Consider the following 14,631-nt stretch of genomic DNA (forward strand, 5'->3'; position numbering starts at 1 on the left):
CTCGCGCTTTAGGCTCCGCCCCCTATGGGGGCGGACAGGCGGCGAAGCCGCCAGGTGGGGGCAAGTCCGTGAGCCCCCTAAAACCCATACAGCGCCGCATACTCCGCATCCTTGCCCGCGATCTGCCGCGCGCAGTCGACCATCACCTTGGCCTGTTTCCAGGTGGCGTCGTCCTGCATCTTGCCGTCCAGCATCGCCACGCCCGTGCCGTCGGGCATGGCCTCCAGGATGCGCTTAGCGAAGATCACCTCGTCGGGGGCCGGTGAGAACACCCGCTTGGCGATCTCGATCTGGCTGGGGTGCAGGCTCCAGGCTCCGGCGCAGCCCATCAGGAAGGCGTTGCGGAACTGCTGCTCGCAGGCCACCGGGTCGTCGATCGCCCCGAACGGGCCATAGAACGGCTTGATGCCGTGGGCGGCGCAGGCGTCGACCATCTTGGCGAAGGTGTAGTGCCAGAGGTCCTGCTGCACCGAGACGCGGGGGCTTCCGTCGGCGTGGGGGTCCTCGATCACTCGATAGCCGGGATGACCGCCCCCCACCCGGGTGGTCTTCATGGCGCGGCTGGCGGCGAGGTCGGCCGGGCCCAGGCTGATGCCCTGCATGCGCGGGCTGGCCCCGGCGATGGCCTCGACGTTCATCACCCCCTCGGCGGTCTCGAGGATGGCGTGCAGCAGGATCGGCCGGACGACCCCGTGCTTGGCCTCCAGCGAGGCCAGCAGCTGGTCCATGTAGAAGATGTCCCACGGCCCCTCGACCTTGGGGACCATGATCACGTCGATGCGGTCGCCGGCCTTCTCGACCAGGGTCGCCACCTCGTCCAGGTGCCAGGGCGAGTTGAGGCAGTTGATCCGCACCCACAGGCCGACGCCCAGGGCCTTGAAGTCGACCTCGCGGGCCATGGCGATCGTCCCGGCCAGGGCCCCGCCCTTGGCGTCGGCGGGGATGGCGTCTTCCAGGTTGGCCAGGATGACGTCGACGGTCGGGGCGATCTCGGGGACCTTGGCCCGCACCTTGTCCAGGTGCGGCGGCACGAAGTGGATCATCCGTTCCACCCGGGCCGGCGGCTCGCGGTACGGGGTCGGCGCCCCGATGGCCAAGGGTTTGAAAAATCCTCGCGGCGTCTTCATGCGCTTACTCCCGGCGGCCGTTTCTTATTTCGCAGTTGCGAGAAGATTGCGGCGGCGCGGTAGCGGGGTCAAGGGCGACGGAGCGTCATGCCCTGGTCGGGCAGCTCAAGCAAACCATGGCCGTCGCCGTCCGCCGTCAGCACGCTGGCATAGGACTCTCCCGTCCGCGTCACGGTCAGGCGGTGGCCCCAGAGCGGAAACACCGCGCGGCCGGCGTCGTTGATCGGCGCCAGGCCCCACCAGATGATCACCGCCTCGCCATCGCGCGCCGCCGTGGCCTGCAGGGCGATCGTGGTCTCGCTACCGCCCACCACGCGCAGCGCCACCGTCATCGGTCCGATCAGGTCGGTATCGCTGGGCGCCAGGTCGATCGCGCCGTCGATGCTGCCCAGCGAGCCGCGGACAACGCCCTCCGGCCCCGCCAGCCAGGTGCTCAGATTGCCGCTCGGGCTCATCTCGTAGCCACCCGGGACATTGACGAAACAGGTCGCTCCCACCCGCTTCATCAGCATGCTCTTGAGCGAGATCGGCCCGCACCAGGCCGCGCCACGCGGCGCGACGGGCGTCGCGCCGGGACCATAGTCGATCAGGTGAAACACCGCGCCGGCCGGGGCCACCAGGCGCCCCATGCCCAGCTTGAGGTCCATCGGGGTCTTCAAGGTCGCGGTCCGCAGATGCGCGGCGGTGGCGGTCAGGACGATATTGTTGACCCCGTCCGCCTGGGCCAGGCCCGTGGCGGCCTTCAGGCTCGCGGGGTCCAGCCGGACGCCGCCCACGCCGTAGGGCTGCGGCTCGGACGGCGGCAATGGCGGCGTCAGGGCCTGAACCTGGGCGATGCGGACGCTGAAGTCCTGGGCCAGGAAGGCGTCGAACCAGGCCTTCTTGCCGACGTCGCCCTTGGCCTGTTTCAGGCCGGTCGTCTCGGCCGGCGTCAGATCGATCTTGCTGTAGCCCAGCGCGCCCATGCAGTCGTCGACATAGGCCTGGCGGGCCTTTTCCTTGGCGTAGCCCTGCATCATGCCGACGGCGAGACTTGCTCCAGCCTGGGCGGCGACCGAGGTCTGGGGCAGAGGCACGTTCGGCGGCCGAGACGTCGGGTCCACGAACGCCTTGTTGCAGGTCCCGTAGTCCGCGACGATGGCGTCATAGGTTCCGCCGGACTTGACGTGCGCCGTCATCGGCTTGGCCGCCTGGGCGGGCGAGGCCACCAGGCCCGCGGCCAGCGTCAGCCCCGCGGCCCACCGCATCCTTGATTTCGACATCGTCCCGTTCCCCACCCGTGCCCAAGCCTCACTGCCAGAAGCAGCGCGCGGGGGGAAGCACCACCTAGCGGTGAGCTCTACGCCGTCTTGTTCGGCGGTCCCTGCATGGGCAGCGGCGGCTCTTCCGGATCTTCGCGGGTCAGGTCCAGGGCGGCGTCGTTGCTGGAGGGCTGGGCGGCCTTCGCCTTGGCGCGGCGGGCGGCGCGGGGCTCCAGGCGCAGGGCGGCGCGGGCGTCCTCGCCCTCCTCGCCGAACAGGTCGCGCAGGCGCAGCTCGCGCTGCGGATAGGGAATCTCGACGCCCGCCCCGCGCAGGGCGTCGTCGATCGCCCAGGTATAGGCCGCGAAGATCGCCGCCGGCCGCCGCACCGACTCGATGGTCGGCCAGACGATCAGCTCGAACTTCAGCGCCGACTCGCCGTAGCCCACTAGCCAGACCTGCGAGCGGCGGGTGGAATCGTCGGGCGAGGTGAAGGGCACGGAATGGGCCGCCTTCAGCACCGCCTCGCGCACCTTCTCCTTGTCGACCCCGAAGGCGGTGACGAACGGCACGCGGATGCGGCGGGTGCTGTTGTGCAGGGTCCAGTTGACCACCTGCTCGTTGACCAGCACCGAGTTGGGCACGATGACGTCGGTGCTGTCGTTGGTGCGGATGCGGGTCGAGCGGGGGCCGATCTCGTGGACCACGCCGCGCGAACCGTTCGACAGCTCGACGAAGTCGCCCACCGCCACCAGCCGCTCGAACACCAGCGAGATGCCCGAGGCGAAGTCCTTGACCAGGCCTTGCAGGCCCAGGCCCGCCCCAACGCCCAGGGCCCCGGCGAACACCGTCAGCGAGGTCAGGTTGACCCCCATCACCGACAGGGCCAGCAGCAGGCCGAACACCCGCAGGCCGTAGGTGGCCAGCTTCTCGACGATGTACAGCGACGGGGCGGCGCCGACCGAGCGCTGGCGCAGCCGGCGCAGGCCCGACCCCACCAGCCGCGAGGCGTAGATCGTGACGATGACCACTAGGATGGCCGCGCCCAGCCCGCCCAGGGTGATGGTGGTCTTGCCCAGCTTGACCAGCTCGACGGCGTCCAGGCGTTGCAGCGGGTTGTCGGCCATGGGGACGAGTGTGGGCTGGTCGGGGCGGCGCGATCAAGCCCTCTCCCGGAGGGAGAGGGAGGGGCCCATGCGCAACATGGGAGGGTGAGGGGTTTAGACGTCCGACGGCGTGCCGGCAGGGCGTTTGGGGAGAAAGGGTGAGGGCGTAATCCCTCACCCTCCCACGCTTTCAGCGCGGGCCCCACCCTCTCCCGCCGGGAGAGGGTGTTTTATCTGCCCACCATCGACAGCTGGGCTTCCGAGTACCGCGCGCCCTCGATCGCCGTTTCCGGCACCGCCGCCGCGATCTTGGCCAGGTCGTCGACCGACAGCACGACGTCGACCGAGCCGATGTTCTCCTCCAGCCGGCTGATCTTGGTGGTGCCCGGGATCGGCGCGATGTTCGGGCCCTGGTGGAGGATCCAGGCCAGGGCCAGCTGGGCCGGGGTGACGCCCTTGTCGGCGGCCAGGGCGGTCAGGGCCTCGACCAGCGACAGGTTCTTGCTCAGGGCCTCGCCCTGGAAGCGCGGCAGGCCGCGGCGGAAGTCGTCCTTGGCCAGGCCGGCGTCGCTGGTCAGGGTTCCGGTGAGGAAGCCCCGGCCCAGCGGGCTGTAGGGCACCAGGCCGACGCCCAGTTCGCGCAGCACCGGCAAGGTGGTCTTCTCCAGGTCGCGGAACCACAGCGAATACTCGCTCTGCAAGGCCGCCACCGGCTGCACGGCGTGGGCCTTGCGGATGGTCTCGGGACCGGCTTCCGACAGGCCGAAGTGCTTGACCTTGCCCTCGGCGATCAGGTCCTTGACCGCGCCGGCCACGTCCTCGATCGGCACCTTGGGATCGACGCGGTGCTGGTAGAACAGGTCGATGACCTCGACGCCCAGCCGCTTGAGCGAGGCCTCGGCGACGGCGCGGATGTGCTCGGGCCGACTGTCGACGCCGCGCATCCGGCTGGTGCCCTGGGCCTCGGCGGTCGGGGCGATGTCGAAGCCGAACTTGGTGGCGATGACGACCTTGTCGCGGAACGGCTTCAGCCCCTCGCCGATCAGCTCCTCGTTGACATAAGGGCCGTAGACCTCGGCGGTGTCGAAGAAGGTGACGCCCAGCTCGACGGCGCGGGCCAGCACCTTGAAGGTCTCGGTCTTCTCGGGGGCGGGGCCGTAGGCCCAGCTCATCCCCATGCAGCCCAGGCCGATGGCCGAGACTTCCAGGCCGTCGCCGAGTTTGCGCGTCTTCATGGGCTCATTCCTTTTTTCGGATCGTGCGCCGCGGCCCCGCCGATCCCGTCGGCGTCTCGCGGCCCGACGAAGATGGGCGCGCGGTCCCCCGGCGATAAGCGCTTGAAGTCTCAACGCACTCCTGAGCAGAATTCAGCAATGGACCAACGCCCCCTGCCCGACCTGGCCGTCTTCGCCCTGGTGGCCCAGCACCGCAGCTTCCGCGCCGCCGCCCAGGTGCTGGGGGTCTCGGCCTCGGCGCTGAGCCACACCCTGCGCAACCTGGAGACCCGGCTGGACGTGCGGCTGCTGCATCGCACGACCCGCAGCGTCGCGCCGACCGAGGCCGGCGAGCGGCTGCTGGCCCGGCTGGCCCCGGCCCTGGCCGACATCGACGCCGCCCTGGGCGAGATCGCCGCCTATCGCGACCGGCCCGCCGGCCGCCTGCGCCTCAACCTGGCCCGCTCGGCCGCCCGCTGGCTGTTCGCGCCGCGCATCGGCGGGTTCCTCAAGGCCTATCCGGAGGTGCGGGTCGAGATGGTCTGCGACGACGGCCTGTCCGACATCGTGGCCGGCGGCTTCGACTGCGGCGTGCGGCTGGGCGAGAGCCTGCAGGCCGACATGATCGCCGTGCCGATCGGCGGCGACCTGAGCCAGGCCCTGGTCGCCTCGCCCGAGTACCTGGCCGAGCACGGCGCGCCGGCCCGGCCCGAGGACGTCCCCCACCATCGCTGCCTGCTGAACCGCCGCCTGACCGGCCAGACCTGGCCCTGGGAGTTCGAGCGCCAGGGCCGGGTGGTGGTGGTCAATCCGCCCGGCGTGCTGGTCTCCGACGAGAACGAGGTGCTGCGCCGCGCCTGCCTCGACGGCGCGGGCCTGGCCTTCCTGCTCCGCGACCAGGTCGAGGGCGATATCGCCGCCGGCCGCCTCACGGCCCTGCTGGAGGACTGGTGCGAGCCGTTCGCGGGGTTCTTCCTCTACTACCCCAGCCGGCGGCAGCTCTCGCCGGCCCTGCGGGCGTTCATCGACTGGATGCGGGATTAGCGGAGCTCCTCTCCCATGGGTTTCGTCGTCGGGGACACGCCCATGGGCGCACCGCACCTACTTGCCCCCTACGGGCCTTCGGCCGTCTTCCCCCATAGGGGGGAGGAGCGCGCGGCTCCGCCCCCCATGGGGGCGGACAGACCGCGAAGCGGTCAGGTGGGGGCAAGTGGGTGTGATCCCACGCCATCGGCTGTGAGGTGATCGGAAAGGGTCGCGGAGCGCCGGACATCGTCCGGAGAAGTAGAAGAATAACCGTTTCGACGAAGCCCGAGCGCTCCGCGCGGTCGTTATCCGGAAGCGCGCGGCGCTGAGCCCTGTTGGAGCCTCGCCGCCTTGAAGCCTCCGACGGGCGGGCCAGGTCAACGAAACCCGGTCCCGGACCGCGGGCGCGTCACCGCCCGCCTGTTGCTGGGTCAGCCCTCACGTCACGCTGTATCCGTGTTCCGAGCCCAGCCGGCACCAGAGACATGAGGTCGCCGCGATCCCCACGCATGGGAACCCCGGCCGCCGACCAAGCTTCCCGCTCGATCGCCCCCCGCCGCCGCATCGGTCGCTGGCCATGCGCCCTTTCCCTGCGGTGAGGTGAGAGAAGCATACGGCGGGTTTTGGAGGGGAGGACGGGCGGGGTGTGGGCTGAGGGATTTCAGCCGGTTGGGCCAGATCAGCGTGCGGACCTGAACGCGAAACCCTCTCCCGGAGGGGAGAGGGTTCAGGACCGCGCCACCCCTCAAGCGCCCTGCACCGGCCCCTCCCCGCAGGGGGGAGGGAATTTCCGGGAGGGATTGAGAGGGTGTCCTAAGCGATCGGCGTGGCCAGGAACGCCGGCGTCGCCTCCGCCCGCCGCGCCAGGTCCGCCAGGGCCGGATGGTCGCCCGCCTCGACCGCCCCCGGCAGGGCGAAGGCCGTGAAGCTCCAGGCCACCGCCGCCGTGACGCCCGCCTGCGAGGGCCGGGACCCAAGCAGCCACGACGTCTCCCCGGCCACCGCCGCCTCCAGCAGCCGATAGGCCTCGCCAAGTTGCCCGCGCACCCGGTCGACCCACGGCGCGTGCTGCTTGTCCTGCGGTCGCAGGTTGAACTCGTAGACCAGCTGGACGGTCTTCTCGCAGGCCGCCAGGGCCAGGCCGATGATCCGCTGGGCGCGGGCGTGGCCTTCGAGGTCGGCCGGGTTCAGCGTCCGCCCCGCCGGGGCCAGCCGTTCCAGGTGTTCGAGGATCAGGCCGGAGTCCATCAGCACCACGCCCGCCTCGGTGACCAGGGTCGGGGCCTTGACCACCGGATTGATCGCCGCGAAGGCGTCGTAGTCACGGAACACCGAGACCGGTTCGTGGTCGAACGGCAAGCCCATCAGCCGCAGCGATATCGCCACCCGCCGCACATAGGGCGAATCCAGCATTCCGATCAGTCGCACCCGTCACCTCCGAGGTTCATCGGCGCAGAATGGCGGAGGTTGGCCGTGAACGGCATGGCCAGTCATCGGCCAAAGCGCGATAATACCGATGAACTCAAGGCCAGGAGGCGAGACATGACCAGCACGAACGGACTGGACGCCAAGGACATCGCCATCCTGGAATTGCTGCAGCAGGATGGCCGCACGCCGCTGTCGGAACTGGGCCGCAAGGTCGGGCTGTCGCAGCCGGCGATGTCGGAGCGGGTCAAGCGGCTGGAGGAGCGCGGGGTCATCACCGGCTACGGCGCGCGGATCGATCCCCAGGCCCTGGGCCTGGGCATGGCCGCGATCATCCGCCTGAAGACCACCCACGAGCATATCCGCCCTTGCCTGGAAACCTTCGCCCGCCTGCCCCAGGTGGTCGAGGTCCACCGGGTGACCGGCGACGATTGCTTCGTGCTCAAGGCCGTGATGCCCACGCCGAGCGACCTGGCGACGATCATCGACACGATCGGCCGGTTCGGCGCGGTGACCACCTCGGTGGTGCTGCGCAGCGAGGCGGCCAAGCCGATCGGCAAGGCGCTGCTGGCGTCGGGGCGGACCTAGGACGGGCTACCGGACGCCGCCCCGCGCCAGCACGTCCGCCAGCACCGCGCGGTAGGCGGCTTCGAACGGCGCGCGGTCGCTGTCCGGCTTCTTCGGATAGACCTCGCGCAGGCCGGCGATGCGCTCCGCCGCGGCGTTCTGCCAGACCGGGTCCATCTTCGACACCCGGGCCAGGATCGCCCGGTCGTCGCGGCCGGCGACCGGTTCGTAGGCCAGCAGCGCCTTGAACTGCCACATCGTCTGGCGGAAGACGTCGGGTGTCGCCGAGCCGGGCGTGCGCCCGGCCGTCCACTTCACCGCCTCGGCCACCTGCTTGCGAAAGCGCGGATCGTCCCAGGTCGAGGGCGTGTGGCCCAGGTTGGTGAAGAACAGCCGGCCCTTGCCGACCTGGCGCGCCCAGGTCACCGGCACGGCATAGGGCCGCCTCAGCGGCGTGCCGGCGAAATCCAGGGTCTGCAGCACCCGCACGCGGGCCGGGTCGAAGTCGGAATGCTGGTAGATCTCCTCGGCGTAGTCGAAGCTGACCGGCCACATGGCGACGGCCGGGAAATCCGGGTCCAGGGTCTCGATCCGCACCGGCGTGCCTTGCGTCCACGGATGGCCGGCGAAATGGCCGTTGATGAACCGGGTGTAGGGCTCGCCCGGGCCGGTGTAGTCCCAGCCCGTGTCGGTGGCGCTGTGCAGGCCGACGAAGCCCAGCTTGCCAGCCGCCACCCGCTGCTGCACCGCGGCCCAGGCCTGGGGCGAGATCGGCAGGGCGCCGGTGGTGTAGAACACCAGCACGTCGATCCCGGCCAGGCGCTCGGGCGTGATCTCGCGGGCGTCCTGGGTGACCTCGGCCTGGAAGGCGCCGCTCTCCTGGCCGATGGCGATCATCGCCGTTTCCGAGGGCGCCAAGTTCGACGAGGAAGGGCCGCCGCCAGCGGGCCTGGCCACCGGGGCGTGCTTCCAGCCCACCGACTGGTCGAGATAGAGCACCCGCAACGGCCTGGCGGCGGCCAGGGCGCTGGTGGGGAGGGCGGTCAGGGCCGCCAGGGCGACCAGCAGGGCGAGGGCGACGCGGCGACGGGCCATGGAGACTCTCTCGGAAAGGGCGTGCAGCCTAGCGGCAAGCCATCCACCGGCCCAGCCCTGCGCCAAGCTTTGTTCTCGCCCCATGACGGCCCCCTCCGTCATCGAAGGACCGGCGCGATCAAGCGACCCAGAGCCTACGCCACCACCGCCGCCAGCAGCAGCGCCGACATCCGCTCGCGATATTCCGCGTCCGTCCACCCTCGCCTCGCCACCAGATCGTCCCACGCGCTCACCGAGGTCAGGGTCCAGACGAGGTCGGCGGCGGCGGCGGAGTCGAGGCCGGGGCGCAGGCGGCCTTCCGCCGCGAGGCGCGCGACGACGACGCGGCAACCCTCCAGGCGGTCCCCCTGCCGGTCCCGCCACGCCTGCTCGACCGCCGGGTCCTGGCGGCGGAGCAGTTCGAAGGTGTCGGCCAGGGGCTTGAAGTCGGGATTGAGCCGGGCCTGCCGGTCGACGATGGCCAGCAGCGCGTCGACCCCGGTGGGCGCGTCGCGGATCTTCGCCTGTTCCTTGACGATGCCCCGCTGTCCGTCGACGTAGCGCAGCAGGGCGACGAACAGGTCCGCCTTGTCGGCGAAGACCAGATACAGCGCCTGCCGCGACAGCCCCGCCTCCTTGGCGATGGCGCCCATGGCGATCGGCCCCTGCGCCCGTCGGACCAGGGCGAGGGTGGCGGTCAGGATGCGGGATCGGGTGGTCGGGGGGTCGCTTGACAGGGTGTAAAGTCCGAGGCTATACGCATGGTCGGTTGACACACTGTCAAGTGCGTCGAGACGGCTGACAAGCCCCCCACCCCGCGAGGAGAGCCGCCATGCAAGTTCATGCCTTCAGAGGAACGGGCCGGGTCTTCGGCTTCACCGAAGCGGCTGGCGGGGAAAACCTGCCGGCGTCATACGGGCCCTGGACCGCGTTCAAGTCCCTCGACATGCACCGCGACGAACCCCACGCCGGCGTGGACGTCAACACCTGCCTCGACGACATCGCCGCGCACGGCCTTCACCTGACCGATGCGCATGTCCGCATCGCGCCGGAAACCCTCTAGGCCGCGCGGGTCTCGCGCGCCGCGAACCACGGGATGATGCGCCGCAGCGCCTCCTCCACCTCGGCGGTCGAGACCGCGAAGCTGAAGCGGATGAACCGGCCGCCGTCCACCGGGTCGAAGTCGACGCCCGGCGCCGTCGCCACGCCGGTGTCGCGCAGCAGGGCCTCGCAGAAGGCCAGGCTGTCGTCGGTCAGGTGGCCGATGTCGGTGTAGATGTAGAACGCGCCGTCCGGCGGGGCGATCGAGGCCAGGCCCAGGGCCGGCAGGGCGTCGAGCAGCAATTGACGGTTGGCGCGGTAGACGGCGACGTGGCCTTCCAGCTCCTCCGTGCAGCCCATGGCCACCAGGCCGGCGTGCTGGCTCAACGACGGCGGGGTCAGGAACAGGTTGCCCATGAAGGCCCGGGCGCGGGCCACGTGCTGGGGCGGACAGACCAGCCAGCCCAGCCGCCAGCCGGCCATGCTGAAATATTTCGAGAAGCTGTTGACGATCAGGGCCTGGGGCTCGAACTCCAGCATCGAGCGGGCCGGTTCGCCATAGCTGAGGCCGTGATAGATCTCGTCGGAGACCACGGCGATCCCGCGCGCCCGGCAGACCTCGGCGATCGCCTTCAGCTCCTCGGCCGGAATGATCGTGCCGGTGGGGTTGGCCGGGCTGGCGATGATCACCCCGGCCGGAGCTGGGTCAAGCGCCGCCAGGTGCGCGGCGGTCAGCTGGAAACCGCTCTCCGCCCCGCAGCCGATCTCCACCGGGACCAGGTTCAGCGCCTTCAAGGTGTTGCGATAGGCCACGTAGCCGGGCCGGGCGATGGCCACCCGGTCGCCGGGCCGGAAGGTCGAGGCCAGGGCCATGACCAGGGCCGGCGAGGCGCCGCAGGTCAGGATGATCCGCTCGGGATCGACCGCCACGCCGTTGTCATCGGCGTAGCGCCGGGCGATCGCCGCCTTCAGGCCGGGGCTTTCCCAATAGCCCATGCCGTCGGTGTCGAGCACGTCATGGGCCCGGGCGATGGCGGCCTTCGGCGCGCCGGTCGAGGGCTGGCCGAACTCCATGTGGATCACCGACCGCCCTTCCGCCTTCATCTGGTGGGCCAGGCGGCTGATGGCGATGGCGTGGAAGGGTTCGATTTCGGAAGCGGACATGCTCCGTTCCTAGTCCGCCGGGGCCGCCACGACAATCGCGGCGGCCCTTCGTCGCCCTCTAGGCCGCCAGCCGCGGCTTCAGGGCGTCCAGCGTCACCTGCCCCAGGAAGCCGCCGGCCGAGACCGCCGGGGCGGCGTCCTCGACGGCGTGGGCGAAGGCCACGGCCGGGTCGGCGTCCAGCTTGCGCAGGTGGGCGTGGACGCGCGGGAAGTCGCGGGCCAGGTCGAACAGTCCCAGGTCCGCGCCCCAGCGGGCCACGCCGGCGAAATAGGCGTCGGCGACGCTCTGGCGGTCGCCGGCCAGCCAGTCGCGCTCGGCCAGCCGGGCCTCGAGCCGACCATAGCCCAGGGCGGCCTTGGCTCGGGCCTTGTCGAGGGCGTTGGCCTGGGCGGCCGGGTCGTCGACATACTTGCCGGGCTGGAACAGCACGCCGAACACCGGGTGGAAGTCGGCGTGCAGGAAGGCCAGCACATAGTTGAGGTCGTCGAAGGCGGCCGTGCCCTGGGCGAAGCCCAGCGGGCGCCGCAGGTCCCGCGAGGCCAGGTGGTGCAGGATGGCCAGGCTCTCGTTGATCACCCGGCCGTCGGCGGTCAGCAGGGCGGGCGTCGCCCCGACCGGGTTGACCCCCAGATAGGCGGGGTCGCGCGTCTCCAGCATCTCCACCCGGCTCAGGCGGTAGGGCTGACCCAACCACTCCAGGGCGACGATCGCGCCAAACGAGCAGCCATGCGGCACGCCGTAGAAAAGCACCGGTTCCATATTTTCATTCCTCTTGCCGCGCCGAAATAGCGACAAGACGGATATGCTTACGCCCCTCAATACTGTAAAGACGGCACAATATTGTGGCATGGTTACATATTTTATACTGAGGCTACGCGATGAAAGACACCGTCACCGGCTGTTCGATCGAGGAAGCCATGCGACTGCTCAGCGGCCGCTGGCGCGGGGTGCTGATCTATTACCTGAAGGACGGCGACAAGCGGTTCAGCGACCTGCGCCGCGACATGACCGGTATCTCGCAGCGCATGCTGACCCTGGACCTGCGCGAGCTGGAGGCGGCCGGGGTGGTGACGCGCACCGTCTATCCCGAGGTTCCACCGCGCGTGGTCTACGGCCTGACCCAGGCCGGCCATCGCCTGCTGCCGCTGATCGACGCCCTGGGCGCGTGGTTCGACACCCTGGAGCCGCCAGCGTCGGACGAGGCGGCCGCCTGAGGCGCGGATGTCAAAGCCCTCACTTGGGCTGTCATCCCGGACAACCCCGGCGAAAGCCGGGGGCAGATCCGGGACCGCCGGAAGCGCCTGCGTTCACGCGTCGGTCCCGGATCTTCGCGCTGCGCGCTCGTCCGGGATGACAACAAGGGTTGGGCCCCAAATGAGCCCCCTCCGCGCGCCCTTACCTCCCACGTAATCGATCCCCCGCCGCCGATGCGCGAGGCTGCCTCGTCAACAACGAGGAGCCCGCCATGTCCGCCTACGGTATCGCCCATCTGCGCAGCGTCGATTTCGGCCCCGCCATCGTCGAATACCTGCAGCGCATCGACGCCACCCTGGAGCCCTATGGCGGCAAGTTCCGCGTCCATGGCGGCAAGGCCGAGGTGATGGAGGGCCAGTGGCCCGGCGACATCGTCGTCATCGCCTTTCCCGACATCGCCACGGCCCGCGCCTGGTACGCCTCGCCGGCCTACCAGGCCATCCTGGCCCTGCGCGCCGACCACTCGGTGGGCGACCTGATCCTGGTCGACGGCTGCGACGACGACCACAAGGCCACCGACCTGCTGGTCGCCGCCTGAGAACGGCGGCTGGCAGAAAATCCGCCGCCGATGTCGGAACGGGCGGCCATGGTCCGTCCTTTGACGGAAGGCCGGGACATCCAGGCCGGCGCGGAGGACGACCCATGCAGACGATCAGCCCGTTCCTGTGGTTCGACACCCAGGCCGAGGAGGCGGCGAACTTCTACGTCTCCATCTTCCCCAATTCCAAGATCACCTCGGTGTCGCGCTACGGCGAGGCCGGCCCTGGCCCGGCCGGCGGCGTGATGACCATCGGCTTCGAGCTGGACGGCCAGGCCTTCACCGGCCTGAACGGCGGCCCGCACTTCAAGTTCACCGAGGCGGTGTCGTTCGTGGTCCATTGCCAGGGCCAGGCGCAGGTCGACCACTACTGGGACGCCCTCACCGCCGACGGCGGCCAGGAGTCGCACTGCGGCTGGCTGAAGGACAGGTACGGCCTGTCCTGGCAGATCGTGCCGCAGGAATTCCTCGATCTGATGAGCGACCCCGACAAGGCCAAGGTCGGCCGGGGCATGGCGGCGATGATGCAGATGGCCAAGCTGGACATCGCCAAGCTGAAGGCGGCGGCGGAGGGGTAGGGTGCGATAGAACCTCCCCCACGGGGGGAGGACCGGCCCTACGCCTTCTTCACGAACTCCACCCGCAGCACCAGGCCGCGCACCTTCTCGACATTGGCCTCGATCTCGTCGGTGTCGCCGGTCAGGCGGATGTTCTTGACCAGGGTCCCGCGCTTCAGGGTGACGCCGCCCGAACCCTTGACCTTGAGGTCCTTGATCAGGGTGACGTTGTCGCCGTCGGCGAGGATGTTGCCGTTGCTGTCGCGGGTTTCGTCGGCCATGGGCTATCTCCTGAAAGTGCGGCTGCATAGCAGCGCGCGCGTCCAATTCAAAACCGCGCCGGTAGCCGACTAACGCTCCGGCCGCGGCTTCTCGATCCCCGGGACCTCGCCGATCCGCGCGGCGAGGAAGTCGACCAGCAGCCGGACCCGGGCGACCCCCGCGCGCTCGGGGACGATCAGCATGTTCAGCGGGACGGACGGCGGCGCGTAGTCCGGCAGGATCGTCTCCAGCCGGCCCGCCGCCAGGAGATCGTCGACCAGCCATCGATGGGCGGGCCCCACGCCACGCCCGGCGACAAGGGCCTCGCGCGCGGCCAGCCCATGGTCAACCCGGAAACGCCCTCCAAAGGGCGTCGCGTGATGTTCGCCGCCCGGCCCCCGCAGGACGAGCGTTTCACTGCCCGCCACGTTCGACATCCGGACGCCTTCGTGGCCAGCCAGGTCTTCCGGGACAGCCGGCCGCCCGCGCGTCGCCAGATAGTCCGGCGCCGCCACCAGCAGACGCCGGCTCTGGCCAAGGGCCCGCAGCTTCATGGCGCTGTCGGTGAGCGGACCCAGGCGCAGCGCGACGTCGACGCCTTCCCGCACCAGGTCGACGCGCTCGTCGGTGAGGTTGAGGTCGATCCCGATGTCGGGATAGGCGTCCTGGAACGCAAAGATCAGCCGGCTGAGGTGCAGGACTCCGAAGGCCGCCGTGCAGGAGATCCGGATCGTGCCGGCCGGCGCGCCGCGCGCGCCGCGCGCCTCGTCCCCGGCCTGTTCGACGAGACGCAGGATCTGGATGCAGTCGGCGTAGTAGCGGCCGCCTTCGTCAGTCATGGCGACCCGCCGGGTGGTCCTGCTGAGCAGGGGCGCGCCGACGGCCTCCTCCAGCTCGCGCAGATGCCGCGTGATCGTCGACTGCCCAACGCCGAGCTCCCGCGCGACGGCGGACAGACTCCCCCGCTCAGCCACCCGGACGAAGGTGCGCATGCGCTCCAGCGTGACGTCCGATCTATCCATTATTCGGCATTAT

General features: G+C 70.2%; 17 protein-coding genes. 6 read left to right on the forward strand and 11 right to left on the reverse strand.

Going from position 1 to position 14,631, the window contains the following annotated elements; translation table 11 throughout:
- Positions 1-77 precede the first annotated feature (77 nt).
- The 4 genes from PMI01_RS06875 to PMI01_RS06890 form a co-directional block, all read right to left on the reverse strand.
- Positions 78-1,127 (reverse strand): HpcH/HpaI aldolase/citrate lyase family protein, encoded by a 1,050-nt coding sequence (locus tag PMI01_RS06875; RefSeq protein WP_007666049.1) that lies wholly within the window; start codon positions 1,125-1,127, stop codon positions 78-80.
- Between the two features lie 68 nt (positions 1,128-1,195).
- Positions 1,196-2,374: a hypothetical protein gene (locus tag PMI01_RS06880; RefSeq protein ID WP_035035131.1), complete on the reverse strand. Its 1,179-nt coding sequence runs from the start codon at positions 2,372-2,374 to the stop codon at positions 1,196-1,198.
- 92 nt (positions 2,375-2,466) lie between these two features.
- Positions 2,467-3,495: a mechanosensitive ion channel family protein gene (locus PMI01_RS06885; RefSeq protein WP_007666054.1), complete on the reverse strand. Its 1,029-nt coding sequence runs from the start codon at positions 3,493-3,495 to the stop codon at positions 2,467-2,469.
- Positions 3,496-3,704: 209 nt separating this feature from the next.
- Entirely contained in the window at positions 3,705-4,709 is a 1,005-nt protein-coding gene (locus PMI01_RS06890; RefSeq protein WP_007666058.1) for an aldo/keto reductase, read from the reverse strand.
- Positions 4,710-4,847: 138 nt separating this feature from the next.
- On the opposite strand from PMI01_RS06890, the gene PMI01_RS06895 reads away from it, so the two are divergent.
- Positions 4,848-5,732: a LysR family transcriptional regulator gene (locus PMI01_RS06895; RefSeq protein ID WP_007666061.1), complete on the forward strand. Its 885-nt coding sequence runs from the start codon at positions 4,848-4,850 to the stop codon at positions 5,730-5,732.
- Positions 5,733-6,527: 795 nt separating this feature from the next.
- On the opposite strand, the gene PMI01_RS06900 is transcribed toward PMI01_RS06895, so the two are convergent.
- On the reverse strand, positions 6,528-7,142 hold the full coding sequence (locus PMI01_RS06900) for a glutathione S-transferase family protein (RefSeq protein ID WP_007666065.1): 615 nt from the start codon (positions 7,140-7,142) through the stop codon (positions 6,528-6,530).
- Between the two features lie 114 nt (positions 7,143-7,256).
- On the opposite strand from PMI01_RS06900, the gene PMI01_RS06905 reads away from it, so the two are divergent.
- Positions 7,257-7,727, forward strand: a complete 471-nt coding sequence (locus tag PMI01_RS06905; RefSeq protein ID WP_007666066.1) for an Lrp/AsnC family transcriptional regulator — start codon at positions 7,257-7,259, stop codon at positions 7,725-7,727.
- 6 nt (positions 7,728-7,733) lie between these two features.
- Here the strand turns inward: PMI01_RS06905 and PMI01_RS06910 are convergent, their stop codons facing one another.
- The gene (locus PMI01_RS06910; RefSeq protein WP_007666067.1) at positions 7,734-8,801 is read right to left on the reverse strand and encodes a ThuA domain-containing protein; all 1,068 of its coding nucleotides are present in this window, start codon (positions 8,799-8,801) and stop codon (positions 7,734-7,736) included.
- Between the two features lie 134 nt (positions 8,802-8,935).
- Entirely contained in the window at positions 8,936-9,433 is a 498-nt protein-coding gene (locus PMI01_RS06915; protein WP_007666070.1) for a TetR/AcrR family transcriptional regulator, read from the reverse strand.
- Between the two features lie 179 nt (positions 9,434-9,612).
- Here PMI01_RS06915 and PMI01_RS06920 point away from each other — a divergent pair, with 179 nt between their 5' ends.
- Complete coding sequence (locus tag PMI01_RS06920) at positions 9,613-9,843, forward strand: hypothetical protein (RefSeq protein ID WP_007666072.1); 231 nt, start codon at positions 9,613-9,615, stop codon at positions 9,841-9,843.
- Here the strand turns inward: PMI01_RS06920 and PMI01_RS06925 are convergent.
- Together PMI01_RS06925 and PMI01_RS06930 are read right to left on the reverse strand one after the other, a co-directional pair.
- Complete coding sequence (locus tag PMI01_RS06925; protein ID WP_007666074.1) at positions 9,840-10,985, reverse strand: aminotransferase class I/II-fold pyridoxal phosphate-dependent enzyme; 1,146 nt, start codon at positions 10,983-10,985, stop codon at positions 9,840-9,842. The two genes, PMI01_RS06920 and PMI01_RS06925, sit on opposite strands and share 4 nt — an antisense overlap.
- Positions 10,986-11,043: 58 nt before the next feature.
- Complete coding sequence (locus PMI01_RS06930) at positions 11,044-11,745, reverse strand: glutathione S-transferase family protein (protein ID WP_007666076.1); 702 nt, start codon at positions 11,743-11,745, stop codon at positions 11,044-11,046.
- Positions 11,746-11,864: 119 nt separating this feature from the next.
- Here PMI01_RS06930 and PMI01_RS06935 point away from each other — a divergent pair, with 119 nt between their 5' ends.
- From PMI01_RS06935 to PMI01_RS06945, 3 genes are all read left to right on the forward strand, one after another.
- Entirely contained in the window at positions 11,865-12,200 is a 336-nt protein-coding gene (locus PMI01_RS06935) for a winged helix-turn-helix transcriptional regulator (RefSeq protein ID WP_007666080.1), read from the forward strand.
- A 251-nt stretch (positions 12,201-12,451) separates the two neighbouring features.
- Positions 12,452-12,778 carry a DUF1330 domain-containing protein gene (locus tag PMI01_RS06940; RefSeq protein WP_007666081.1) on the forward strand — a complete coding sequence of 109 codons (327 nt, stop codon included), beginning with the start codon at positions 12,452-12,454 and terminating at the stop codon, positions 12,776-12,778.
- Positions 12,779-12,882: 104 nt separating this feature from the next.
- Positions 12,883-13,356 carry a VOC family protein gene (locus tag PMI01_RS06945; protein ID WP_007666084.1) on the forward strand — a complete coding sequence of 158 codons (474 nt, stop codon included), beginning with the start codon at positions 12,883-12,885 and terminating at the stop codon, positions 13,354-13,356.
- A gap of 38 nt (positions 13,357-13,394) precedes the next feature.
- Here PMI01_RS06945 and PMI01_RS06950 read toward each other — a convergent pair whose 3' ends face one another.
- Both PMI01_RS06950 and PMI01_RS06955 read right to left on the reverse strand, forming a co-directional pair.
- Positions 13,395-13,616, reverse strand: coding sequence for an alkylphosphonate utilization protein (locus PMI01_RS06950; protein ID WP_007666085.1), 222 nt, complete (start codon positions 13,614-13,616; stop codon positions 13,395-13,397).
- 69 nt (positions 13,617-13,685) lie between these two features.
- Complete coding sequence (locus PMI01_RS06955) at positions 13,686-14,618, reverse strand: LysR family transcriptional regulator (protein WP_007666088.1); 933 nt, start codon at positions 14,616-14,618, stop codon at positions 13,686-13,688.
- Between the last annotated feature and the right edge of the window lie 13 nt (positions 14,619-14,631).

This window comes from Caulobacter sp. AP07 (assembly GCF_000281955.1).
Lineage (GTDB): Bacteria > Pseudomonadota > Alphaproteobacteria > Caulobacterales > Caulobacteraceae > Caulobacter.